Source organism: Nocardia sp. NPDC058244 (genome assembly GCF_042882065.1).
GTDB lineage: Bacteria > Actinomycetota > Actinomycetes > Mycobacteriales > Mycobacteriaceae > Nocardia.
In genome coordinates this window covers 394479-416259 of sequence record NZ_JBHVWX010000008.1, presented here as the reverse complement: position 1 = coordinate 416259, position 21781 = coordinate 394479, and the positions used below count along the sequence as shown (strand labels likewise).

The 21781-nt window shown below is 67.0% G+C and carries 24 protein-coding genes; 18 read left to right on the top strand and 6 right to left on the bottom strand.

All coding sequences use genetic code 11. The annotated features are described in order from the left end of the window. Nucleotides 1–97 precede the first annotated feature (97 nt). From ACFVW6_RS26235 to ftsX, 4 genes are all read left to right on the top strand, one after another. Entirely contained in the window at nucleotides 98–955 is an 858-nt protein-coding gene (locus ACFVW6_RS26235; protein ID WP_218717628.1) for a mechanosensitive ion channel family protein, read from the top strand. After that, the gene (locus ACFVW6_RS26230) at nucleotides 942–1091 is read left to right on the top strand and encodes a hypothetical protein (protein WP_357343690.1); all 150 of its coding nucleotides are present in this window, start codon (nucleotides 942–944) and stop codon (nucleotides 1089–1091) included. The genes ACFVW6_RS26235 and ACFVW6_RS26230 overlap by 14 nt, the downstream gene beginning before the upstream one ends. A gap of 72 nt (nucleotides 1092–1163) precedes the next feature. Next, nucleotides 1164–1853, top strand: coding sequence for a cell division ATP-binding protein FtsE (ftsE, locus tag ACFVW6_RS26225; RefSeq protein WP_218717630.1), 690 nt, complete (start codon nucleotides 1164–1166; stop codon nucleotides 1851–1853). Then, nucleotides 1853–2755, top strand: coding sequence for a permease-like cell division protein FtsX (gene ftsX / locus ACFVW6_RS26220; protein ID WP_355283076.1), 903 nt, complete (start codon nucleotides 1853–1855; stop codon nucleotides 2753–2755). Before ftsE ends, ftsX begins: the two co-directional genes overlap by 1 nt. Here ftsX and ACFVW6_RS26215 read toward each other — a convergent pair. Continuing rightward, on the bottom strand, nucleotides 2745–3149 hold the full coding sequence (locus ACFVW6_RS26215) for a MerR family transcriptional regulator (RefSeq protein WP_378822866.1): 405 nt from the start codon (nucleotides 3147–3149) through the stop codon (nucleotides 2745–2747). The genes ftsX and ACFVW6_RS26215 overlap by 11 nt on opposite strands. A gap of 60 nt (nucleotides 3150–3209) precedes the next feature. Here ACFVW6_RS26215 and ACFVW6_RS26210 point away from each other — a divergent pair, with 60 nt between their 5' ends. Beyond that, nucleotides 3210–3971, top strand: a complete 762-nt coding sequence (locus ACFVW6_RS26210) for an alpha/beta fold hydrolase (protein ID WP_378822868.1) — start codon at nucleotides 3210–3212, stop codon at nucleotides 3969–3971. Between the two features lie 5 nt (nucleotides 3972–3976). Here the strand turns inward: ACFVW6_RS26210 and ACFVW6_RS26205 are convergent, their stop codons facing one another. Further along, nucleotides 3977–5389, bottom strand: a complete 1413-nt coding sequence (locus ACFVW6_RS26205) for a glycosyltransferase family 39 protein (RefSeq protein WP_378822870.1) — start codon at nucleotides 5387–5389, stop codon at nucleotides 3977–3979. A gap of 136 nt (nucleotides 5390–5525) precedes the next feature. Here ACFVW6_RS26205 and ACFVW6_RS26200 point away from each other — a divergent pair, with 136 nt between their 5' ends. Then, entirely contained in the window at nucleotides 5526–6920 is a 1395-nt protein-coding gene (locus ACFVW6_RS26200) for an acyl-CoA dehydrogenase family protein (protein WP_355283088.1), read from the top strand. A 31-nt stretch (nucleotides 6921–6951) separates the two neighbouring features. Beyond that, the gene (locus tag ACFVW6_RS26195; protein WP_378822873.1) at nucleotides 6952–8166 is read left to right on the top strand and encodes an acyl-CoA dehydrogenase family protein; all 1215 of its coding nucleotides are present in this window, start codon (nucleotides 6952–6954) and stop codon (nucleotides 8164–8166) included. 93 nt (nucleotides 8167–8259) lie between these two features. Here the strand turns inward: ACFVW6_RS26195 and ACFVW6_RS26190 are convergent, their stop codons facing one another. Further along, nucleotides 8260–8607 carry a tyrosine-type recombinase/integrase gene (locus ACFVW6_RS26190; RefSeq protein WP_378822875.1) on the bottom strand — a complete coding sequence of 116 codons (348 nt, stop codon included), beginning with the start codon at nucleotides 8605–8607 and terminating at the stop codon, nucleotides 8260–8262. A gap of 458 nt (nucleotides 8608–9065) precedes the next feature. Here ACFVW6_RS26190 and ACFVW6_RS26185 point away from each other — a divergent pair, with 458 nt between their 5' ends. Together ACFVW6_RS26185 and ACFVW6_RS26180 are read left to right on the top strand one after the other, a co-directional pair. Continuing rightward, the gene (locus ACFVW6_RS26185) at nucleotides 9066–9227 is read left to right on the top strand and encodes a hypothetical protein (RefSeq protein ID WP_378822876.1); all 162 of its coding nucleotides are present in this window, start codon (nucleotides 9066–9068) and stop codon (nucleotides 9225–9227) included. 418 nt (nucleotides 9228–9645) lie between these two features. Further along, complete coding sequence (locus ACFVW6_RS26180; RefSeq protein ID WP_378822879.1) at nucleotides 9646–10176, top strand: HNH endonuclease; 531 nt, start codon at nucleotides 9646–9648, stop codon at nucleotides 10174–10176. Between the two features lie 295 nt (nucleotides 10177–10471). Here ACFVW6_RS26180 and ACFVW6_RS26175 read toward each other — a convergent pair whose 3' ends face one another. Both ACFVW6_RS26175 and ACFVW6_RS26170 read right to left on the bottom strand, forming a co-directional pair. Then, the gene (locus tag ACFVW6_RS26175) at nucleotides 10472–11665 is read right to left on the bottom strand and encodes a hypothetical protein (protein WP_378822880.1); all 1194 of its coding nucleotides are present in this window, start codon (nucleotides 11663–11665) and stop codon (nucleotides 10472–10474) included. 830 nt (nucleotides 11666–12495) lie between these two features. Next, a complete protein-coding gene (locus ACFVW6_RS26170; RefSeq protein ID WP_378822881.1) occupies nucleotides 12496–13764 on the bottom strand; it encodes a DUF1214 domain-containing protein in 1269 nt (422 codons plus the stop codon). Between ACFVW6_RS26170 and ACFVW6_RS26165 the strand changes: the two genes are divergently transcribed. From ACFVW6_RS26165 to ACFVW6_RS26155, 3 genes are all read left to right on the top strand, one after another. Then, nucleotides 13745–13888, top strand: coding sequence for a hypothetical protein (locus ACFVW6_RS26165; RefSeq protein ID WP_387792969.1), 144 nt, complete (start codon nucleotides 13745–13747; stop codon nucleotides 13886–13888). The genes ACFVW6_RS26170 and ACFVW6_RS26165 overlap by 20 nt on opposite strands. A gap of 109 nt (nucleotides 13889–13997) precedes the next feature. Next, the gene (locus ACFVW6_RS26160) at nucleotides 13998–15116 is read left to right on the top strand and encodes an agmatine deiminase family protein (protein ID WP_355283096.1); all 1119 of its coding nucleotides are present in this window, start codon (nucleotides 13998–14000) and stop codon (nucleotides 15114–15116) included. 27 nt (nucleotides 15117–15143) lie between these two features. Continuing rightward, on the top strand, nucleotides 15144–15695 hold the full coding sequence (locus tag ACFVW6_RS26155; RefSeq protein ID WP_378822884.1) for a TetR/AcrR family transcriptional regulator: 552 nt from the start codon (nucleotides 15144–15146) through the stop codon (nucleotides 15693–15695). 1 nt (nucleotide 15696) lies between these two features. Here ACFVW6_RS26155 and ACFVW6_RS26150 read toward each other — a convergent pair whose 3' ends face one another. Beyond that, the gene (locus tag ACFVW6_RS26150; protein WP_355283101.1) at nucleotides 15697–16656 is read right to left on the bottom strand and encodes a DUF5996 family protein; all 960 of its coding nucleotides are present in this window, start codon (nucleotides 16654–16656) and stop codon (nucleotides 15697–15699) included. A 226-nt stretch (nucleotides 16657–16882) separates the two neighbouring features. Here ACFVW6_RS26150 and ACFVW6_RS26145 point away from each other — a divergent pair, with 226 nt between their 5' ends. The 6 genes from ACFVW6_RS26145 to ACFVW6_RS26120 all read left to right on the top strand — a co-directional run bounded on the left by ACFVW6_RS26145 (nucleotide 16883) and on the right by ACFVW6_RS26120 (nucleotide 21703). Beyond that, entirely contained in the window at nucleotides 16883–17869 is a 987-nt protein-coding gene (locus ACFVW6_RS26145) for a diiron oxygenase (RefSeq protein WP_378822887.1), read from the top strand. A 111-nt stretch (nucleotides 17870–17980) separates the two neighbouring features. Further along, complete coding sequence (locus ACFVW6_RS26140) at nucleotides 17981–18271, top strand: type II toxin-antitoxin system prevent-host-death family antitoxin (protein ID WP_387792965.1); 291 nt, start codon at nucleotides 17981–17983, stop codon at nucleotides 18269–18271. Beyond that, a complete protein-coding gene (locus ACFVW6_RS26135; protein ID WP_355280818.1) occupies nucleotides 18268–18645 on the top strand; it encodes a hypothetical protein in 378 nt (125 codons plus the stop codon). Before ACFVW6_RS26140 ends, ACFVW6_RS26135 begins: the two co-directional genes overlap by 4 nt. 102 nt (nucleotides 18646–18747) lie before the next feature. After that, nucleotides 18748–19383 carry a hypothetical protein gene (locus ACFVW6_RS26130; RefSeq protein ID WP_378822889.1) on the top strand — a complete coding sequence of 212 codons (636 nt, stop codon included), beginning with the start codon at nucleotides 18748–18750 and terminating at the stop codon, nucleotides 19381–19383. Between the two features lie 104 nt (nucleotides 19384–19487). Further along, nucleotides 19488–19979, top strand: coding sequence for an ArsR/SmtB family transcription factor (locus tag ACFVW6_RS26125; protein ID WP_378822892.1), 492 nt, complete (start codon nucleotides 19488–19490; stop codon nucleotides 19977–19979). 98 nt (nucleotides 19980–20077) lie between these two features. Then, on the top strand, nucleotides 20078–21703 hold the full coding sequence (locus tag ACFVW6_RS26120) for an acyl-CoA synthetase (RefSeq protein WP_378822894.1): 1626 nt from the start codon (nucleotides 20078–20080) through the stop codon (nucleotides 21701–21703). The last annotated feature ends 78 nt before the right edge of the window (nucleotides 21704–21781 follow it).

Genomic DNA, 21781 nt, shown 5'->3' with positions numbered 1-21781 from the left:
GCGCACCGTGACCCCGCTGTAACCTTTCGGGTGTGTGTTCGAGCGAACCGGAACTGTGCCAGCGCAAGCCCCGTCGACTCTCGGCCGGGGCGAGGCGATGAGCGGCGTCCTCGCGATCAACACGGCACCGGAGATCACGGCCTGGCTGCGGTCCAGCGGGCTCGAGATCGTCCTGCTGGTGGTCGGCGCGATGCTGTTCGGCCGGTTCGCCGCCTTCGTGCGCGACCGGGTGACCACCAAGATCGACGCGGGCTTCCACTCGAGCGACGCCCTGGTTCGCACCGAGGCCGCCAAGCACCGGCACGCCCTGGCCCAGGTCATCACCTGGGTGGTGCTGACCATCGTCTACGTGCTGGTCGGCATGGAGGTGCTGCGCAGGCTCGGCTTCGCGGTGACCGGTCTGGTCGCCCCGGCGGCCGTGCTCGGCGCGGCGCTCGGTTTCGGCGCGCAGCGGATCGTGCAGGACATCCTGGCCGGGTTCTTCCTGATCACCGAGCGCCAGTACGGCTTCGGTGACGTGGTGCGGATCGCGGTCACCGGATCGGCTGACGCGGCCGAGGGCACCGTGGAGGACGTGACGTTGCGCATCACCACGCTGCGCAACTCCGACGGCGAGGTCATCACCGTCCCGAACGGGCAGATCGTGAAGGTGACCAACCTGTCCAAGGACTGGGCGCGTGCCGCGATCGACGTGCCGGTGTCGGCCCAGGCCGACATCACCAAGATCAACGAAATCCTGCACGAGGTGTGCACCAAGGCCTACCAGGACCGCCGCCTCAAGCCACTGCTGCTCGACGAGCCGTCCGTGATGGGTGTGGAAGATCTCTCGCTCGACGAGATGAACATCCGGATGGTTGCCCGCACATTGCCGGGCAAACAATTCGAGGTGGGGCGTGAGCTGCGCGTACGCGTCGCGGCCGCCCTGCGTAAGGAAGGAATCAGTGAAACCACGTAAGTCGACGGCGATCCTCATGGCCACCTGGGTGTCCACGTTCGTCGTCTACCTGTTCGTCAAGCCCGCCGAAACCACCAACACCGGCCCGGTGTCGCTGCTCAACGCCGTGCCCGCCTGGGTCGATCCGACGCCGTAGGGTTGCTCGCCGCCTCGCCGACGCCGGTCGGGGCCCGGTCGCCGGGGCGGTCGCTGGCTACACTGGCTCCCCGTGATCACCATGCGCAACGTCACCAAGTCGTACAAGACCTCGACGCGGCCGGCGCTGGACAACGTCTCCGTCGAGGTGGACAAGGGCGAATTCGTCTTCATCATCGGCCCGTCCGGTTCGGGGAAGTCGACCTTCATGCGGCTGCTGCTCAAGGAGGAGTCGCCGACGGCGGGCGAGATACGGGTGGCCGATTTCCGGGTCGACCGGCTGCCGGGCCGGAAAGTGCCGAAGTTGCGGCAACGGATCGGGTGCGTCTTCCAGGACTTCCGGCTGCTCCAGCAGAAGACCGTGGAGCAGAACGTGGCCTTCGCGCTCGAGGTGATCGGCAAGCGGCGGCAGTTCATCGAACGCACCGTGCCCGAGGTACTCGACATGGTCGGGCTCGGCGGCAAGGGCAACCGCCTGCCCTCGGAACTGTCCGGTGGTGAGCAGCAGCGCGTGGCGATCGCGCGCGCGTTCGTCAACCGGCCGCTGGTGCTGCTCGCCGACGAGCCCACCGGCAACCTCGACCCCGACACCAGCGCCGACATCATGGCGCTGCTGGAACGGATCAACCGCACCGGCACCACCGTGCTGATGGCCACCCACGACAACCACATCGTCGACGCGATGCGCAGGCGGGTGGTGGAGCTCGACCACGGCAGACTCGTGCGTGACGAAGCGACCGGTGTCTACGGGGTGGGGCGATAATGCGACTGAGTTTCCTGTTCACCGAGGTCGTCGACGGTCTGCGCCGCAACCTGACGATGACCATCGCGATGATCCTGACCACCGCGGTCTCGCTGATGATGCTCGGCGGCGGCATGCTGTCGGTGCGGATGGCCGACAAGACCGAGAACTTCTTCATCGGCAGGCTCGAGGTGCGGTTCTACCTCGACGACGCCGTCTCCGACACCGATCCCGACTGCGCCGCCGACCCCTGCAAGTCGTTGCTGGCGGATCTGAAGGGCACCTCCGGGGTGGAGAGCGTGCAGTTCCTCAATCGCGCCGACGCGCTCGAGGAGGCCAAGAAGCTGTTCGCCGATCAGCCGGAGATGGTGCAGTACATCGCCGACTCGCCGCTGCCCGCCTCGCTGCGGGTGAAGATGACCGACGCCGACCAGTACCAGCACATCTACGACAGCTTCGCGACCAGGCCCGGCGTGCGGATCGTCGCCAACGACAAGGAGTTCGTCGACCGGCTGGTGAGCCTGTTCGACGGGTTGCGCAATGCCGCGTTCGGGCTGGCGCTGGTGATGGCGCTGGCGGCGATGCTGCTGGTCCTGAACATGGTGCAGATCGCCGCGTACACGCGGCGCACGGAAGTCGGCATCATGCGCCTGGTCGGCGCGACCCGCTGGTATACCCAGCTGCCGTTCCTGCTGGAGGCGGTCGCGGCGGCGTTCGTCGGCTCGGTGCTGGCGATCCTCGGGCTGGTGATCGCGCGGCCGCTGGTCATCGACCGGGCGCTGGGCCCGCTGTTCGACAGCAATGTCTTCCCGCGCATCACCGGGGACGACATCGCGGTGGTCGCGCTGACCATCGCCCCGATCGGCATCGTGTTCGCCGCCGTGACGGCCTATCTCACCCTGCGGTTCTACGTCAGGGAGTAGTCGCGGAGCCGTGGGCGGGGACCCGCTCCCCGGTCCCCGCCGTCCGCGCGTCCAGCGCCGCGCCGAGTTGCGCGGTGAGCTCGACGCGCTGCCGGTCCAGGTCGGTGATCCGCCGGGTCAGCTCGGCGCTGCGCTCGGACATGATCCGCACCGACATCTCACACGCCTGCACCGGCCCGTCCGGGTCGGTGCAGGGCATCAGCTGGGCGATGTCGTCGGTGGTCAGGCCCGCCGCGAGCAGCTCGCGGATCTTGGTCACCTCGCCGACCGCCGCCTCGGGATAGCTGCGATAGCCGTTCGGGTCACGGTGTGGCCGCAGCAGGCCCTGTTCCTCGTAGTAACGCAGCAAGCGCGTGCTGACGCCGGTCCGGTGCGCGAGTTCGCCGATCAGCATGTGATCGCCCGCACGTTCGCCTTGACCTTCACACCCATGTGAATCCCTAACCTCCGCCGTATGACAACGATTCCCCTGCGCACGACCGTCCACGGCTCCGGCCCCGGCCTCGTCCTCGCCCACGGCGCCGGCGGTGCGATCGAGAGCAATTTCGGCGTCGTGCTCGCCGACCTGGCCGCCGCGCACACGGTGGTCGCCTCCGACTACCCCGGCGACGACACCCCGCTCGACCTCGACGCCCTCGCCGACGCCCTGGTGGCGGCCGCGGTGGACGCGGGGGTGCCGACCTTCACCATCGTCGGCTTCTCACTCGGCACCGCCGTCGCCGTGCGCGCCGCCGCCCGGCACCCGGAGCGGGTCACGGGCCTGGTGCTCACCGCCGGACTCGCGGCACCGGACAATCGCGCCCGGCTGGCCGTGCAGGCCTGGCAGGATCTGCTCGCGCGGGGCGCAACCGAGAGTTTCGCGCGGCTGGTCCTGCTGACCGGGTTCGCACCGGAGTTCGTCAACGCGCTGCCCGCCGCCGCGATCGACGAACTGGTCGCCCAGACCGCCGCCGGTATCCCCGGCGGCACCGGGCAGCAGGCCGCGCTCATCGAGACGGTCGACACCACCGCCGACCTGGCCGGCATCACGGTGCCGACGCTGATCGTGAACACCACCGCCGATCTGCTCGTCGACCCGGCCAATTCCCGGGCACTGGCGGCGGCGATCCCCGGCGCCGAGTACACCGAGATCGACGCGGGCCATGTGGTCATGGCCGAGCGGCCCGACCAATGGCGCGCGGTCCTGCTCGAATTCCTCGCCCGGCGCGGTCTGTAGCGCGCTCAGCCGAGGGCGCGCAGCTGCGGCCACACCTGCGACCACGGCCGCAGCGGCGCCCGGCAGACGAACAGCGGCTCCCCCTGCTCGTCGTTGTCGATCCCGAGCCCGTTGTCGAGCACACCCACCGGTTCGACGACCGCGCACAGCTCGGCGAGCCGGTCGCGCTCGATGCCGACGGTGAGGACGGTGGTCGCGGTGTCGGGTGGCGGGCCCCACCACCAGTAGGCGTTGTGGCCCGAATACGGTGTCGGCAGGCCGTATTCGGGGCCGTAACGTTCGATGGCGCCCGCTTCGCCGTAGTTCGCGGTGAGCACGGCGGCCTCCGGTGGCCGGGCGGCCGCGATCTGCGCGACATAGCGGGGCCAGCCGATGGTCTCGCCCGCGTCGTAGTTCACCGCGAGCACCGGCGAGTCCGGCAGCTGCGCGACCGGGAGCACCGGCAGGAACAGCACCGCCGACATCGCCGCGTTCAGCGCGACCACCGAACCCACTGCCGCCCAGCGCTTCCGGTGATCACCGAGTGCCGAGGCCAGCCCGACCGAACCGGCGGCGAGCAGCACCGGATACATCCCGCCGAGGTAGTACGCCTTGCCGCCACCCACCAGGAACAGCGCGAACAGCAGTCCATAGGCGAGGGGGAAGGCCCGATACCGCGAGCGCCACAATCGCCACATCCCGTAGCCCCACAGCGGCACCAGCAGCGGGCCGAACAGCCCGAATTGCAAGAGCACGAACATGATCGGCGAATCCGAGGTCCCCGACGACCCACCGGCGATCGCCCGGCTCAATGCCCACTGCGGCCAGCCGTTGTCCACCTGCCACCACAGATACGGCGCCGCGAGCACCGCCGAGATTCCGAGCGCTGCCGCGAAATACTTGGTGGCGAACACTTTTCGCTGGTCGGTCAGCAGCACAGCGAGGGCGAGCGCGCCGACCGGCACGACGACCAGCACCTTGTTCTGCACCCCGAACCCCACCGCCGCGCCGACCGCGAGCCACCATCGCGGATCGGCCCCGCGCAGCAGCTTCAGCACCAGCAGGCAGATCAGCGACCAGGCCGCCAGGTCGAAGACCGTGGTCCCGAACAGGTGTCCGGCCGCCTGTGCCATGGCCGCGCTCGCCACCGCGGCGGCGGCCAGCGCCCGCGCGCCGCGCCCGCCGCCCAGCTCTTTCGCCAGCAGTCCGGCGCACACCACGACGAAGGTCGCGGCCGCGATCGCGGGCAGCCGCAATACCCACAGGGCATCGGGGTCGATCGTGCTCAGCAGCCGGGCCAGCGCGGGGGTCAGCGGGGGCTGGTCGGGGTATCCCCAGTCCAGGCGGCGACCCGCCGCCAGGAAGTACATCTCGTCACGGTGGTAGCCGTAGCGCGTCGTGGTGATCAACAGAACCAGCGCGAAAACCGACGCGATCACGGTCACTCGTCCAGACTGACACGAAATCCCCGATTTCGCGGACATCGACGAGCTTCTTACTCCAGAGTAAGATAGTCTTACCGAGGAGTAAGATAGCTGGGGTCCACAGCGCCCCGACAGCCGAGGAAATCAGGTGATGATGAGCACTCGAGACAGCGCGACGAAGCGACGTCCGAACGACACGTCCGCGGTCGGCCTCAGCCAGCCCAAGCGGGACTGGATGGGCGCCGCCATGCGCGCTTTGACGACCATTACCGGGTCGGAGCTCGCCGAGAAGTACAACCTGCGCAAGCCCATCGAACGCGTCACCTACGAGGGCACCAAGACCGGCTTCCGCACCCTGGGCGCGGCGACCCGGACCTTCGCCAAGGTCACCGGCGGCGGCCAGCCCAAGCGGCTGCCCGACAACGAGGCCAAGACGAAGGACTACTTCGACCTCACCCCCTCCGACGAGCAGCAGATGATCGTCGAGACGGTGAAGGACTTCGCCGGCGAGATCCTGCGCCCGGCCGCCTACGACGCCGACAACGCGGCCAAGGCGCCGCGCGATCTGCTCGAGCGCGCCGCCGAACTCGGTATCACCCTGATCAACGTGCCCGAGGAGCTGGAAGGCGCGGCCAGCGAGCGCGGCGCCGTCACCAACGCCCTGGTCGCCGAGGCGCTCGCGCACGGTGACATGGGCCTGGCGCTGCCGATCCTGGCGCCCAGCGGCGTGGCCGTCGCGCTGTCCCAGTGGGGCACCGACGCCCAGCAGCAGACCTACCTGCCCGCCTTCACTGGCGAGAACGTGCCGCAGGCGTCCGTGGTGATCAACGAGCCGCGCGCGCTGTTCGACCCGTTCGCCCTGCAGACCAAGGCCACCCGCTCCCCCAGCGGCTTCCGCCTCAGCGGCGTGAAGAGCCTGGTCCCGGCCGCCGCCGATGCCGAGCTGTTCATCGTGGCCGCCGAACTCGACGGGCGCCCGGCGCTGTTCATCGTCGAGTCCGACACCGCGGGCCTGTCCGTCGAGGCCGACCCGAGCATGGGTCTGCGCGCCGCGGGCCTGGGCCGGCTGGTCCTGGACAACGTGGCCGTCGGCGCCGACGCCGTGCTCGGTGACGGCGACGCCAAGGCGCGCGCCGAGGAGTACGCCGACGCGGTGCAGCTGGCGCGCCTGGGCTGGTCGTCGCTGGCGATCGGCACAGGCCAGGCCGTGCTGGACTACGTGATCCCCTACGTGAACGAGCGTGAAGCGTTCGGCGAGCCGATCTCGCACCGCCAGGCGGTCGCGTTCATGGTCGCCAACATGGCGATCGAGCTCGACGGTCTCCGGCTCGTGACCCTGCGGGGTGCGTCACGCGCGGAGCAGGGTCTGTCGTTCGCCCGCGAGGCGGCGCTGGCGCGCAAGCTGGCCACCGACAAGGGCATGCAGATCGGCCTGGACGGCGTGCAGCTGCTCGGCGGCCACGGCTTCACCAAGGAACACCCGGTCGAGCGGTGGTACCGCGACCTGCGAGCCGTCGGCGTTGCCGAGGGCGTGGTGCTGGTCTAGTCGGTCCGTCTTCGATACCCAGGAGAATTCCATGATCAATCTCGAACTCCCCAAGAAGCTGAAGGCGAGCGCCAACCAGGCCCACCAGGTCGCCTCCCAGATCTTCCGTCCCATCTCCCGCAAGTACGACCTCGGCGAGCACGAGTACCCGGTCGAGCTCGACACCATGGCCGCCATGATCGAGGGCCTGTCGGACTCCGGCACCCAGAAGATCGGTGGCGCCGCGGGCGGTCGCGGTGACGAGGCGGACGGCGACCTGGTCGCCAATGCCAACGGCGGCAACATGTCCGCGCTGCTCAACGCGCTGGAGACCTCGTGGGGCGACGTCGGCCTGATGCTGACCATCCCCTATCAGGGTCTGGGCAACGCCGCGATCGCCGCGGTCGCCACCGACGAACAGCTGGAGCGCTTCGGCAAGGTGTGGGCCGCGATGGCCATCACCGAGCCGTCCTTCGGTTCCGACTCCGCCGCCGTCACCACCACCGCCGTGCTCGACGGCGACGAGTGGGTGCTCAACGGCGAGAAGATCTTCGTCACCTGCGGTCAGCGCGCCACCCACATCGTGGTGTGGGCCTCGGTCGACAAGAGCCTCGGCCGCGCGGCGATCAAGTCCTTCGTCGTCCCGCGCGACGCTCCCGGCCTGTCGGTGGCGCGGCTCGAGCACAAGCTCGGCATCAAGGCCTCCGACACCGCGGTGCTGCTGCTGCAGGACTGCCGCATCCCGGCCGACAACATCCTCGGCTCGCCGGAAGTCAACGTGGAGAAGGGTTTCGCGGGGGTCATGCAGACCTTCGACAACACCCGCCCGCTGGTGGCCGCGATGGCCGTCGGTGTCGCCCGTGCCGCGCTGGAGGAACTGCGCACCATCCTCACCGAGGCCGGTGTCGAGATCTCCTACGACACCCCCGCGATCAACCAGCACGCCGCCGCCGCCGAATTCCTGCGCCTGGAAGCCGATTACGAGTCGGCCTACCTGCTCTCGCTGCGCGCGGCGTGGATGGCCGACAACAAGAAGCCGAACTCGCTCGAGGCTTCCATGTCCAAGGCCAAGGCGGGCCGCACCGGCACCGACGTCACCCTCAAGGCCGTCGAGCTGGCAGGCACCCTGGGCTACTCCCAGCGCCTGCTCCTGGAGAAGTGGGGCCGCGACTCGAAGATCCTCGATATCTTCGAAGGCACCCAGCAGATCCAGCAGCTGATCGTGGCTCGCCGCGTCCTCGGCAAGACCAGCGCCGAGCTCAAGTGAGCTGGTAGACAACGGAAATCCGGTGCGAGTCGACTTGCTGACTCGCACCGGATTTCTGTTTTCGGAGACCGGCCGTTTCGGGATCATGGTCACTCAGGCCGCTTCCAGGCCGTTGGTGGGAGGAAGCTCCCAAATGTGGGCCGACTCGTCGACGGCCTGGCGGGCGCGCTCGTGACTGGACGAAAGCAGGTGTGTGTACACCCGAAGCGTGAAGCCCGGATCTTCGTGGCCGAGGTAGTCGGCGAGCTCCTTGACCGAGACACCACGTGAGAGCAGCTTCGAGGCGTAGAGGTGGCGCAGGCCCGAGTGCATCCCATCCGCCCGGTTCACGTATTCAAGGCGCCTGCGGCGGCGCGTGCGCGCCGCCGCCGCGCTGCGACCCGCAGCGCGGCTCCCTGAACGGCGGTCGCCGCGGCGGGTCGGCACGTCGGCGACGAGCACGCGCTACACCAGGCGGCTGCCCCTATCTGGCTGCTTTCTGCTTTTACCCGAGCAGTGCTGGGCGCGACGTGAGCCGTCCCCGGCTGTCTCTCCCGCAGCTTCTGACGGATCGGTCGGCATCGTGCCAGTCGACCGGCTGTGGTTGCGCCATACCCACGCAGATAGCAGCGATGGTCATCAGGGTTCCTCTCCGTCCGGTGCGGCCTGACTCTGCGTCGACGGAATCTGCCGATGGCGTACCAGACCACACCCACCCCGGCAAAGGCCAAAACGTGTCACCACCCGAGGTGGTCACCGGCGGCGACGTCATTTCGGGCGGTTCATCTCACCTCGAGCTCTCAGCCGGGTGACCACCTCGGGTGGTGAGCCTTTGCCGGGGTGGGTGCGGCCTGGTCCGGGCGAGCTCAGATTCCACCGACACAGAGCCAGACCACCCCAACCGGAGAGGAGCCCCGATCATGTCCAACACCACCGTCATCACCTGCTGGGCCTGCACCACCGCACCCTCGACCACCGTCTTCCCTGGGTACGACTTCGGCCCCTGGAAGCCGCTTTTCGCGTGCCAGCCCTGCCTCGACGACTACCGCATCGGCGAGCACCTCATGACCGAGTACCACTGACCACCCGGGGGCATCGGCCCCCTCACTTCCTGGCCGCCGTCAACGAAGCCGGTAGCGGGTCGCCAACGATGTCGACCCCGGGCTAGGAACCATGCCCGGCGAATTGCTGAACGGAATCCGCGGTGAGGTCGGTGGTATCGCGACCGGTGGCCGCGTGGCCCTGGACTGGGTTGGCATGCATTGTGATCCCGCGCCCCTCACACCTCAAGGGCGCCATGGCGTCAGCTGCGCTGATTGCTTCGCACCCCTTGACCTGTGAGCCTCTGCGCGTGAACGGCAGGCCTTATCGGGCAGGCGGTGAGCCAGCCCCGGTGTGCGCACCTCAACCCAGTACACGGCCACAACATACTCGCGACGTGGAAAGGTGGATGACAGACTCCCTGCGTTCGGCAGGTCCCTCAGTACTAGTGGAGTGAAAGTGTCTGACCGAGAAGCCATTCCCGCCGACCTCGTTCGTGACCTGATGATTGAGGCGGGTTACAGGTGTGCCGTACCGACCTGTCGGACCGTTGAACCCCTCGAAATCGAGCACATCGAGGAGTACGCCAATGTCAAGACACACGAGTTCTCGAACATGATCGTGCTGTGTGCCAACTGCCATCGACGGAAAGGCACGGGTCCGCGGCGGCTTGACCAGAAAGCACTCCGGATCATCAAGCGGAACCTAGCAGTCGTGAACCGCCGATACAACGATGTTGAGCGCCGCATCCTAGAGCACTTCGTTGAGAACGAGGACTCACCGTATGTCCTCTTACCCGAAACGCCCGTACTGTTCGGATACCTCCTGAAAGATGGCCTGGTCGAAGGGCTTAATGGCACCGACGTCGCGGGTGCATTTCACGGAATCACCGAGGGTGGACGAGAATTCTACCTCACGCGTGGCTATGCACTCACTGCCGATGGACAACGTCTCGTACACAATCTGCGTCAGAACATAGAGGTCATCTGATCGGTGGATCTAGGCCACGCATGAGTCCTTGTAGCTCGTCATGGTCGCGATCCAGCCCCGCAGCCAAGACACGACGAAACAGCGGGGGTCAACCACCGCTGTTCCAAGGTCGAAAGTCCGCATTCGTCCGCGGTAGCTTCGAACTCCACAAACACCCAAACGATGCAAACCCGCGTTCTTGCAGGTCAGGCCGGAATCCTCACACCGACAAACGATGCCGTGACCTGCAACGATGCAGCATCGTAACCTAAAATCCGCACAGTTAATGCCACATTTTCAAGAACCCGCACATATTTTAGATCGCCTCACGGGAGGATTCATCTCCGCCCTCCATTTCGAATTCGTCCGGGAGAGGTCCAAGTACCGCGATCTGACCAAAGCGCTGCTCATTGGACTGTGGTCGGATTGACAATCCGCCAATTTGTCGACTAATGATGAATTGGTGTTTGCTCTCCAAGTTGTTTGTTTCATCTTCAGACATCGGGACTAGCGTTTTCCAGATGCCCTCGTCCTCGTTCTCTTCCTCGGAGCTCATGGTGAATGCCCCAAGGCCAGTTGCCACTTCTTCTCGATGTCCTTTCATTCGTTCAGCAAGCTCGTCCATGGATTCCATCAGCTTCGTTACATATTCATCAAAAAAGCATTCATGGACCACGTCGTAGTATCTGGCCGTGTTTGAAAATATTCGAGGACCACCCTGGTCAGGTTCTACATGGGTTACTCGATACCACGGCATTGCCACCAGATGTGGCTGTTCCTCGTGGATCGTTACACCGATCAGTGGCGCGCGCGCCACGACGACACAGAACGTTATCAGAAATGGTTTATCTTTTCCATCCGGACCGATCGAGACCGCTTCAAGGTGCTTCACCGCCTTCAAGAGCGGCAGAGTAAGAGAGCGGTAGGCCTCTTCTCCGGTTAATTCGACCTTCGGCTTTCGGACGGCTTTTGAAAGAGATATAGCCCAGGGCGCCGGGGTGTCGAAGAAAGGTAAATCGTACGCAGAAAACACGTCGTGGATAGGCATGTGGAATGCGACTCGAGGCTTCGGATCCTCATCCGCCTCTCCAGTAAGGTCAACCAGTCTAATCATTCCGTTTTTCGATCCCGCTACACGCAATAGCTGCACACCATTAGGTGCGGACTCGCGCAAGAAGAAGACATAGGGGAGTTCGCTCTGTTTGCATTCTACAACGAGATTTAGCGCAGGGTAATCCGCATCAGCGCCACCTTTGGGGCCGAGGAAAATTCGGGCATAGATATCAACCGTCCTCGCATGCCCTGACTCGTCATCGATATACGGCCACTCCTCCTGAATTGCGGAGGATCGAGACATCTGCTCTAGAGCCGAGCGTAGGCGGTCCGCGATAACTGCTTGAAACGGATAACCGGATCGTGTAATGGCGTTGTGGAGATCCTCGCCGGTGAGGCCCGCTGCCAATCGTGCGTATGGGGGAATGTCACTCTCGTTGCTCGATGCTTCGCTCACTGCGCAATGATGCCATGGCGTTGATGCCGAAACCATCGAATTCAACACGCTATCCTCCCGCCACCAGCTCCCAGCGATGCAGGCATGCCTCGAGATAAGTACGCTGTCGCGATCCGGAGAACCTATGCACCGAGAGGTCTTGACGGCCAGGCGGTTAGCGGTGCCGTCGTCTACAGAACACCCGGCACAGCGCCGTCCGGATCCGAACACGACGAACCGTGGGATCTACACCGCCGCCGCTCCGAGTCGACGTCCGCTGCTGGTCCGCAGAGTCGCTATCTCCGTCGGACCACCGTGCATCCGTAGCAGCGTGGTAGTGCTCAGTGAGACCGAAAGGTACGGCCCGTCGTCAATTACAAGTCCGCGGACGCTCAACCTCGGGCTTGCGACGGGACCAGAACGGGACCACACGCTACGAACGATGCCGAACAACCCCCCCCTGTCACCGCCGATCGGTGCATCACTGAAAGATACTTCTGACCAGGCGATTTCGCCCACCGGCTGAACTGGGGGTCAGGTGGGCGAGTTGAACCGTCAGCCGTCCGCTCAGGCCGTCCGCAGGCCGTTGGGCGCCGAAAAGTACCCAGAATTGCCGAGAACACCCGAGAGGTATATCTACAGCTCAGAGGCGGTTTCTGGCCGCTTTCGACAGCATGGGCAAAACTGGCCGGAAGATCCTCGACATCTTCGAAGGCACCCAGCAGATCCAGCAGCTGATCGTGGCTCGCCGCGTCCTCGGCAAGACCAGCGCCGAGCTCAAGTGAGCTGGTAGACAACGGCAGAACCGGTGCGGGTCGTCACGACGCGCACCGGTTCTTTCGATTCCGGGGTCAGGGGACTTCGGTCAGGGGTGGGGGTGCCCAGCCGCCGTTGCCGACGGAGCTTTTCGGGACATAGCAGCGGAAAGTCAGGGAGAACGGCTTGTCCGGGGCCGAGGGGAGCCAGTTCGATTCCGGTACGCCGGGAGCAGCTTTCGGGCCGATGCCGATCTTCAGCGAGCCGTCAGGTTCCGGGGTCAGCGGGGAGTGGTTGTTGAAGTTGTAGCGGTGCAGTGGGTTCGCGATCACCCGGAAGTCGGGGACCGAGACCAGGATGACCGACCAGTAGCCGTCGACAACCGAACTCGGCAGGCCGTCGGCCGGGAAGTGCAGGACGTAGCTCTTCGCACCGTCGAGCGGCTTGCCGTCCGCGCCACGGCTGGTGTTGAAGTAGACGACCTCCTCGGAGGTGTTGGCCCAGATGCCGAGCAGGTCGACGACGGTGCGCAGGGTGTAGTCGGCGCCGTAGTTGCCCGAGGGCATGCCACCGACCCAGCGGTTCACGTACGGGGCGCTCTCGGTGAGCGCGTACTCCTTGAATTCCGGGACGACTGTCTCACGCAGAAACGTGTCGACTTGGTCGCGCACGCTCGGGTCCGAGGCCAGGTAGGTCGCGATCGAGCGGGCCAGGACCTGCATCCGGAACGCCGCGGGCGAGACGTCGAGCGCGCTGGCCAGCACCGTGTCGAGATCGTCGAAGATCTCGGCGCCGAGCAGGGTCGCGTTGTCGAAGTCGGGGATCCGCGGCGGTGCTGCCACCGTGATGTCACCCAGCGGCGTGGCGGTGAACTTGCGCTGCAAGGCGAGCGCACCGTCGGGATCATCGCCCAGTTCCACCCTGGCCAGCATCTTCGCCTTCGCCGAATGCAGGTCGACGCGCGTCGCCCCGTCCGGAATCGGTGGGTACGTCCCGGGTTTCACCAGCGCGAAGGTGCCGTAGGGCTGCGACGGCGTGGTCCGGTCGTTGATATTGAACGTGACCTCACCCCACTCGTCGAGCACCTGTGCCGTGTAATAGCGCCCGGTCACCTCTGGGACCTCCAACAGGACCGCGGTGTCGTCGTCGACGGCGAACCAGGCCTCCAGGTAGGCCACGTCGAAATTGGGGTTCACGAAGTCGGCGTCGCCGAGCGGGTTGTACTTGATCCGGTTGTAGTCGAATCCGTCTTCGGCGCGGTCGGTGTGTTCCTGGCGGATCACCAGGAACCGGGCGAGCAGATAGATGTAGGCCTGCCGGATCTCGTCGTCGATCGGCTTCCAGGTGTTCGCGTTCTCCGGCATCGCGGCGCTCCTTCGGCTGGTCGTCGGCATCTCCGATGATGTCGATGCCGACCCGGCGCCACCTCATCTGTTTCGGGTGATCCGCCGGGTGCGGCGCGCGACACACCCGGCGGAAAATCTTTGACTGAAATTTCAGTCAGGATCTACACTCGGGGCATCGGGCGGCCGCAGGGCTGCCGGTAGCGGGACGGCGGCCGTCGTCCCGGACCCGAACGAGGAAGCTGGTCCCCGCGATGCGACGTCGCACTTTCGTACAGTCGAGCCTGGCCGCCATCGGCGGCCTGCTGGTGGCGGCGTGTGATGACCCCGCCCCGACCACGCCCACCGGGAGCAATCAGCACGATGGGAGAGAGTGGATGATGCCCGACGAGGGGCACCCGCACGAGCGCACCTGGATGGCGTTCGGCGCCAGTGCCCGGATCTGGGGCCGGGAGCTACTGCCCGAGGTGCAGCGCAACCTGGCCACGATCGCGACCACCATCGCCCGCTTCGAACCGGTGTCGATGCTGGTCCGGCCCGGTGAGATGGAGCTGGCCAGGAGCCTGGTCGGTGGCGCGAACGTCGAGCTCATCGCCACCGAGATCGACGACCTGTGGATGCGCGACACCGGCCCGGTGTTCGTGCGCAGCGGCGGCACGCTGGCCGGCGTGGACTTCAACTTCAACGGCTGGGGCAACAAGCAGGAGCATCGCCGCGACGCCGAGGTCGCCGAGTTCGTCACCGGCCGCGCCGGCGTGGAGACCCTGCACACCGATCTCGTGCTCGAGGGCGGCGGCATCGAGGTCGACGGCGAGGGCACCGCGATCATCACCGAGAGCTGCGTGCTCAACAACAACCGCAATCGCGGCTGGAGCAAGGGCGACGTCGAGGAGGAACTCGCCTACCTGCTCGGCATCGAGAAGGTGATCTGGCTGCCCGGCATCGCCGGCGAGGACATCACCGACGGGCACACCGATTTCTACGCCCGGTTCGCCACGCCGGGCGTGGTCGTCGCCGGGCTGGACAACGACCCGGATTCCTTCGACTACGACGTCACCCGCAGGCACCTCGACATCCTGCACTCGGCCACCGACGTGCAGGGCAGGCCGCTGCGGGTCGAGGTCCTCGAAGGCCCGTCGACGGTGCGCGAGACCTACGCCGACGACGACTTCGCGGCGGGCTACATCAATTTCTACGTCTGCAACGGCGCGGTCATCGCCCCCGAATTCGGCGACCCCGTCACCGATCCGGCGACCGCGGCCACCCTGGGGCGCCTGTTCCCGGACCGCGAGATCGTGCAGATCGCCATCGACGGCATCGCCGCGGGTGGCGGCGGAATCCACTGCACCACCCAGCAGCAGCCCGCGCGCTGATCCGCCCGACCCCTAGTGTGAGGACCTGTGTCACCGCGTCGAACTCAGATCCTGGAAGCCGCAGTCCGCGTCATCGCAGCGCACGGGGTGCGCGGACTGCGGGTCGAACAACTCGCCGCCGAGGCCGGTGTGTCCACGGCCCTGATCTACTACCACTTCAAGGACCGCGGCGGCGTCCTGCGCGCGGCGCTCGAGCACATCAACCATCGCGCGCAGGACTACACCGACCAGGCGCTGGCGGCGGCCGAGGATCCCCGCGCCCAGCTCGAGCACCTGCTGCTGCTCGAGCTCCAGGACGTGGACGAGGTCAGGATGAACAGCATCGCCTGGGGTGAGCTGCGCGCCAGCGCGGTCTTCGACCCCGATCTTCGGGCCCCGCTCACCGCGACGACCCGCGCCTGGAACGCCGACGTCGAAACCCTGCTCGCCGAGGCGGGCGCCGCGGCGCCCGCCCTGGCCGCCGAGCACCTCACCGCCCTGGTGGAAGGGCTCAGCGAACGCTGGCACACCGGCTCGATCACCCTCGACCGCGCCCGCGCCATCCTCACCCACGCCATCGAACGGGAACTGGCCGCCTGATTCAGAGGCTCGCGGTGTCGTCGAGGTGCAGGCGGCGGTCGAGGCGGTGCGGGTCGACGTCGAGGAGTTTGCGGTCCCAGTGGGCGAGGTCGGCGGCGGCCGCGTAGGTGGCGTCGAGGAAGTGCAGGAGGGTGGCGTCGGGGTCGGGGGACTTGCGGACGACGTCGTACGGGAGGACGAATTCGCCCAGGGTGGAATCCCATTCGGCGCCGTCGGGGCCCGCGGGACGGCCGCTGTAGCCCTCGGGAGCCGGGTAGGCGTAGGCGTAGAAGGTGCCCTCGGCGCCGCCCGGCCAGAAGCCGGCGCTGGCACACTCGCGGGAGTAGGCCTCCTCCATGACCCAGTCGGCGCAGTTGGGCGCGCCGCCGGGGTGCAGGGGTGCGGTGCGGCCGGAGAAACGGGTGCAGGCCAGGTCGAGGGAGCCCCAGAAGACGTGCACCGGGCTGGTCTTCCCGGCGAATCCGGCGCGCCAGAACTGGAAGACCCGTTCGGCCTGGACCAGCTGCTGCCAGAACAGGGTGACGGCGTCACCGTCGTAGGAGTGGTGCGTGGTGTCCTCGGCGAACGGGATCGCCGGGTCGACCTCGTTGGGTGAGGCCTCGATGTCGACGACGATGTCGAGGCGGCCCAGGACGTGGCCCAGCTCGGCGTAGAAGTCGGCGACCGTGCGCGGGCGCAGGGCGACCATGGCGCGGCGGCCGTCGCTGGTGCGCAGCACGAGTTCGTGGTCGACGAAGTCGAATTCGATGTCGAGCAGGCGGCCGTCGACGGGGATCGCCCCGGTTGCCAGCCCGCGCGCGGAGACCGCGAAGGTGACGTTCCACCAGTGATTCACCAGCGGCGTGCCCGCCATCTTCAGCTTGCCGATGATCTGGGTCCACATGTGCAGGGTGTCGCGGGTGTCGCTCCAGGAGTCGACCCGCAGGGTCGGCCACACGGCTTTCGCGGGAGTCAGGGTCATCGTCGGTCCTCGCTCTCTCGGTGCACGACCGGCGCGGGCGCACCGTTCACTGGCAGCCAGGGAGCTGGCTGACTGGTCAACCGTCCGACACTTTCTGCGATGCCCCATGGTACGTCGACGCAGGTAACAGCCGCGAAAAGCACGAATCACGGACCCGCACAGTTGCCTGAGACTCCGAGTCCCATATAAAGTGAGAGCTGCGCCACCCCCGAAGGAGACACCGCCGATGCTGTCCACCACACTCAAGAACACCGCGACCGATCCCGAGTACCACGAGATCCTGCGCAACCTGTCCGACGGTTCGGTGAACCGGCACTTCGACCCCTATGTCGATATCGACTGGGAGTCACCGGAGTTCGCCGTGCACTCCGACGATCCGCGCTGGATCATGCCCGACGAGGACCCGCTGGGCCGCCATCCCTGGTACAAGGCCCAGCCCGTCGACAAGCAGATCGCGATGGGGATGTGGCGCCAGGCCGGAATCGCCAAGGTCGGCCTGGATTTCGAACAGCTGCTGATCCGCGGGCTGATGCAGTACCTGATCTCGGTGCCCAACGGTGACCCGGAGTTCCGCTACGTCACCCACGAGGCGGCCGAAGAGTGCAACCACACGATGATGTTCCAGGAGATGATCAATCGCATCGGCTACCGCGATGTGGTCGGCATGGGCACCATCGACCGCAAGCTGACCATGCTCATCTGGCCCGCGGTGAAGTACTTCCCGGAACTGTTCTTCACGATGATCCTCGGCGGCGAGGAACCGATCGACCACCTGCAGAAGTCGCTGCTGCGCGCCGGGGTCGACCTGCATCCGATGGTGCAGCGGGTCATGCAGATCCATGTGGCGGAAGAGGCGCGGCACATCTCGTTCGCGCACGAGTACCTGCGCCGCAATGTGCCGGGCATGCACCCGATCACCAAGACCGCGCTGTCGGTGCTGTTCCCGATCGCGATGCGGATCATGCTCGACATGATCATGACGCCGCCGAAGGAGTTCGTCGACAAGTTCGGCATCCCCGCCGAGGTCATGCGCGAGGCGTACTGGGGCGGCGAGGAATCGCAGGTCACGATGCGCAACATCTTCGGTGACGTGCGCGCCCTGGCCACCAACAGCGGCCTGATGAACCCGGTCGCCAAGCTCACCTGGCGGCTGCTCGGCATCGACGGACCTGCCACCCGGTACCGCAGCGAGCCCGCCCGCAAGGTCGCCTGAGCACGCGTCGGCCCGCCGGAATCGGGCGGGCCGACAGCGGACTCCGCAACGCGCGCCACGACTGTACACACCGATGTACAGTGGACTATGGCCGATTACGAAACTGTGCCGTTGACCGAGTTGCGGGGGCAGCTCGGGAGCGTCTTCGACGGGGTGTCCGCCAGCGGACGACCGGTGATCGTCACCCGGGAGGGGAAGGAGTTGGTCGCGGTGGTTCCCGCCGAAATCCTGCGCCACGGGGCCCTGCCCCCCGCGTACTTCAACGACGACCTGCGCGAGCAGATCCTGGGCGGCCTCGACGACCGCATCCAGCAGCACTCCCCCGCCGAGATCGCCGACGCGGAGGCGAAACTCGACAAGCTCATGAGCGCCCTGGACGGCACCGACGCGGGCCGCCGGTGAGCGTCGCCGACCACACCGCGCTGACCTCACTCGCCCTGTCCCCGCTGTTCGGGCAGGTGATCATGCGGCAGTTCACCCAGCAGCGCCGGATCATGGTGGTGCCGACGGTGAGCCTGATGGCCGCGATGCGGGCCGTGGACAACATCGACGAACTCGGCCGCCTGCTCGACAATCGCGTCGCCGTGCGCTGGGCCGAACTGGACGCGGCCACCGCGATCCGCACCGGCACCACCGTCCCGATGGCCGACGACCACACCGAGTGGCCGCTCGTCGCGCCCGTCGTCTTCACCGCGCAGCACCTCGACATGCCGGTGCTGACCGCCAAGCCGGAGCTGTATCGCGGCTACAAGGTGCAGGTCGCGCCGATGCCGTGAGGCCGGGCCAGTGACGGCGGCCACAGTCCGGGTCCGTTACGGTGCACGAGCGAACGATTCACCAGGGAAAGCAGTACCAGGAACACTCGAGGAGAGCTGGTTATGCATCAACTGAGTTTCATGCGTCGCTTCACCACCGCGGTCGCCGCCACCTCGGCCGCCGTCGCCGTCGTCTTCGCGGCCCCCGCGGCCGCCGACCCCGCGCCACAGGCCACCGTCGACGTGGCCGCGGCCGTCGCGAAGCTGCGCACCACGGTCGCGGACAACCCGGGCGCGCTCGCCGCCCTGGACCAGCTGGTGGACAAGGGCACCGTCGACGTCGCGCTGCCCGCGCAGCCCTTCCAGATCCCCGCGACCTCCGATATCGGCCAGAACGGCGCGGGCGCCGGCGTCTACGGCTCGGGCATCGCGCTCGACATCGACGGCTTCCGGCTCGGCTTCTTCGGCGGCCCCGGCACCATCTCGCCCAACCAGGGCGGCGCCAAGCTCGAGGTCATGTGGCTGAACCTGACCAGCGGCCAGAGTGGCACGGCGGTGCTGTCCGAGCACCAGGACGTGCCGGTCGACACCACGATCCGCACCGCCGCGCTGAACACCGGCGCCGGCCTGGTCGTCGCCGCGGTGTACGGCAACCTGTGGCACCGCTGGTCGGTGCCGGTCGACGAGGCGCACCCGGACGGGTACGCCTACCAGCTGGGCACCATCCAGCAGCCGACCTTCGGCGCCGTCACCCGGTAATCCGTCCCGGTCCCGCACCCCGGAATCGCCACGATTCCGGGGTGCGTCCACGTTCGGTGGCGGCATCGGCGCGCGACGGGTCCGGGGTGGCGTAGGTTTGCCGCGTGGATCTGGTCGACCGACTCGAAGAACTGGAACGGCGGGTTGCCGCCCTGGAGCAATCCGGAAGTGGTGACGCGCAACTGCCGTGGGCCGTCGCGCGCCTGCGACAGGAGTTCGACGCCGCGGGCGTGCGCAACGGCGGCGTCCTGCTGGCCGGGGCGCTGCAACTGCCCACCGGCGAGCGGCTGGACTGGCAGGCGCAGTTCGCCACCGACGCCATCGTGGACGACGTGTGGACCATCGAGACCGCCAATTGTCTTGCGGTCCTGGCTAATCCGGTACGGCTGCGCCTACTGCGCGAGATCGTCTATGGTCGCCGCACCGCCGCCGACCTGGCCGCCATCGAGGAACTGGGCACCTCGGCCGAGATCTACCAGCATCTGCGCCAGCTGGCCGCGGTCGGCTGGCTGCAGACCGCGGGGCGCGGCCGGTTCGAAGTACCGGAGGGCAGGCTCGTCCCCTTGCTCGCGGCGTTGGCCAGCGCGCAACGCTGATTGAGAATTGTCCCAATTGTCCGTTTAGAATCCTGTGATCCAGGGCACATCGACTGCTACCGTGAGCATCCAGGGATCGATGCTGTGGAGGTAGCCGAGTGAACGTGACCCATCTGCTCGAAAGCGTCAAGGCGCTCGGAGTGCTGCGCTCGCGCGGCGTCTCCGACCCGACCAAGCCGCTCGAGACCTTGCGGACCATGAAGGAATCCAAGATCTACGGCCCCCAGGCCACCTTGGTCCGGCACTCCGCCCGCGTCGCGCCCGAGCAGGTCGCGCTGGCCGACGAGCGCGGTGAGCTCACCTACCGCGAGCTCGACGACCAGTCCACGGCGATCGCCCGCGGGCTGCACGACGCGGGCATCACCCAGGGCATGGTCATCGCGGTGCTGGCGCGCGATCACCGCGGGCTGCTCATGTCGATGATCGCCGCGGGCAAGCTGGGCGCGCGGATCGCGCTGATGAACACCGGCTTCGCCAAGCCGCAGTTCGCCGAGGTGTGCGAGCGCGAGCAGGTCCGCGCCGTGCTGCACGACAGCGAGTTCATCGGCCTGCTCGACGCGCTGCCCGCCGAGCTGCCACGCTTCCTCACCTGGGTCGACGAGGGCGCCGAACTACCCGAGGGCGCAACCACATTCGACGACCTCATCACGGGCAACTCCACCGAGCCGCTGCCCCCGCCGAGCAAGCCGGGCGGCTTCATCATCCTCACCAGCGGCACGACCGGGCTGCCCAAGGGCGCGCCGCGCACCAAGGTGACCCCGATGGCGACCGCGCAGTTCGTCGACCGGGTGCCCTTCCCCAAGCGCGGCACCATGATGATCGTCTCGCCGATCTTCCACAGCACGGGTCTGGGCACCTGGCTGGTCGGCACGATCCTGTCGAACAAGATCGTGGTACGCCGCCGCTTCGACGCCGAGGCCACCCTGGCCGCGATCGCCGAGCACAAGGTGGAGATGCTGGTCGCCGTGCCGACCATGCTGCACCGGCTGACCGAACTGCCCGCCGAGGTCAGGGCGAAGTACGACCTGTCCTCGCTGAAGGTGATCCTGTTCGCCGGGTCCGCGCTCTCGCCCGAGCTGTGCATCAAGGCCACCGAGGCGTTCGGACCGGTGCTCTACAACCTCTACGGGTCGACCGAGGTGGCCATCGCGACCATCGCCAACCCGGCCGAGCTCGCCGAGGCGCCGGGCACCTGCGGCCGATCGCCGATCACCTGCGAGGTCCGCCTCTACGACGAGAACGACCAGCGGGTCGAGACGCCGGAGACCTCGGGCCGGATCTTCGTGCGCAGCGGCGCGCCGTTCGAGGGCTACACCGACGGCCGCAACAAGCAGATCATCGACGGCTTCATGTCCAGTGGCGACCTCGGGCACTTCACCGCCAGCGGCCTGCTCATGGTCGACGGCCGCGACGACGACATGATCGTCTCCGGCGGCGAGAACGTCTTCCCGCAGGAGGTGGAGAACCTCCTGGTGGAGCGCCCCGACGTGAACGACGTCGCGGTGGTCGGCGTCGACGACGTGGAATTCGGCAAGCGACTGCGCGCCTTCGTGGTGCTCGAGGAGGGCCACAGCACCGGCGCCGCCGAGATCCAGGCGCACGTCAAGGAGAACCTGGCGCGCTACAAGGTGCCCCGCGAAGTGGTCTTCGTCGAGGAACTCCCCCGTAACGCGACCGGCAAGATCCTGCGCCGCGTCCTCATCGATTATGAGGTGTCACAGTGAGGTCGGCGGGCTGAGAGACAGAGCACAACCGGCCCGAGATGCTTGCTATTGTTAGCACCAGCACTGGATCTCGATGAC

Coding starts and splice junctions, on each gene's coding strand:
- ACFVW6_RS26170 (WP_378822881.1), bottom strand. CDS start 13,764: ATGCCGGAGAACGCGAACACCTGGAAGCCGATCGACGACGAGATCCGG.
- ACFVW6_RS26160 (WP_355283096.1), top strand. CDS start 13,998: ATGCGACGTCGCACTTTCGTACAGTCGAGCCTGGCCGCCATCGGCGGC.
- ACFVW6_RS26130 (WP_378822889.1), top strand. CDS start 18,748: ATGCATCAACTGAGTTTCATGCGTCGCTTCACCACCGCGGTCGCCGCC.
- ACFVW6_RS26185 (WP_378822876.1), top strand. CDS start 9,066: ATGTCCAACACCACCGTCATCACCTGCTGGGCCTGCACCACCGCACCC.
- ACFVW6_RS26195 (WP_378822873.1), top strand. CDS start 6,952: ATGATCAATCTCGAACTCCCCAAGAAGCTGAAGGCGAGCGCCAACCAG.
- ftsX (WP_355283076.1), top strand. CDS start 1,853: ATGCGACTGAGTTTCCTGTTCACCGAGGTCGTCGACGGTCTGCGCCGC.
- ACFVW6_RS26235 (WP_218717628.1), top strand. CDS start 98: ATGAGCGGCGTCCTCGCGATCAACACGGCACCGGAGATCACGGCCTGG.
- ACFVW6_RS26210 (WP_378822868.1), top strand. CDS start 3,210: ATGACAACGATTCCCCTGCGCACGACCGTCCACGGCTCCGGCCCCGGC.
- ACFVW6_RS26215 (WP_378822866.1), bottom strand. CDS start 3,149: ATGCTGATCGGCGAACTCGCGCACCGGACCGGCGTCAGCACGCGCTTG.
- ACFVW6_RS26150 (WP_355283101.1), bottom strand. CDS start 16,656: ATGACCCTGACTCCCGCGAAAGCCGTGTGGCCGACCCTGCGGGTCGAC.
- ACFVW6_RS26200 (WP_355283088.1), top strand. CDS start 5,526: ATGATGAGCACTCGAGACAGCGCGACGAAGCGACGTCCGAACGACACG.
- ACFVW6_RS26145 (WP_378822887.1), top strand. CDS start 16,883: ATGCTGTCCACCACACTCAAGAACACCGCGACCGATCCCGAGTACCAC.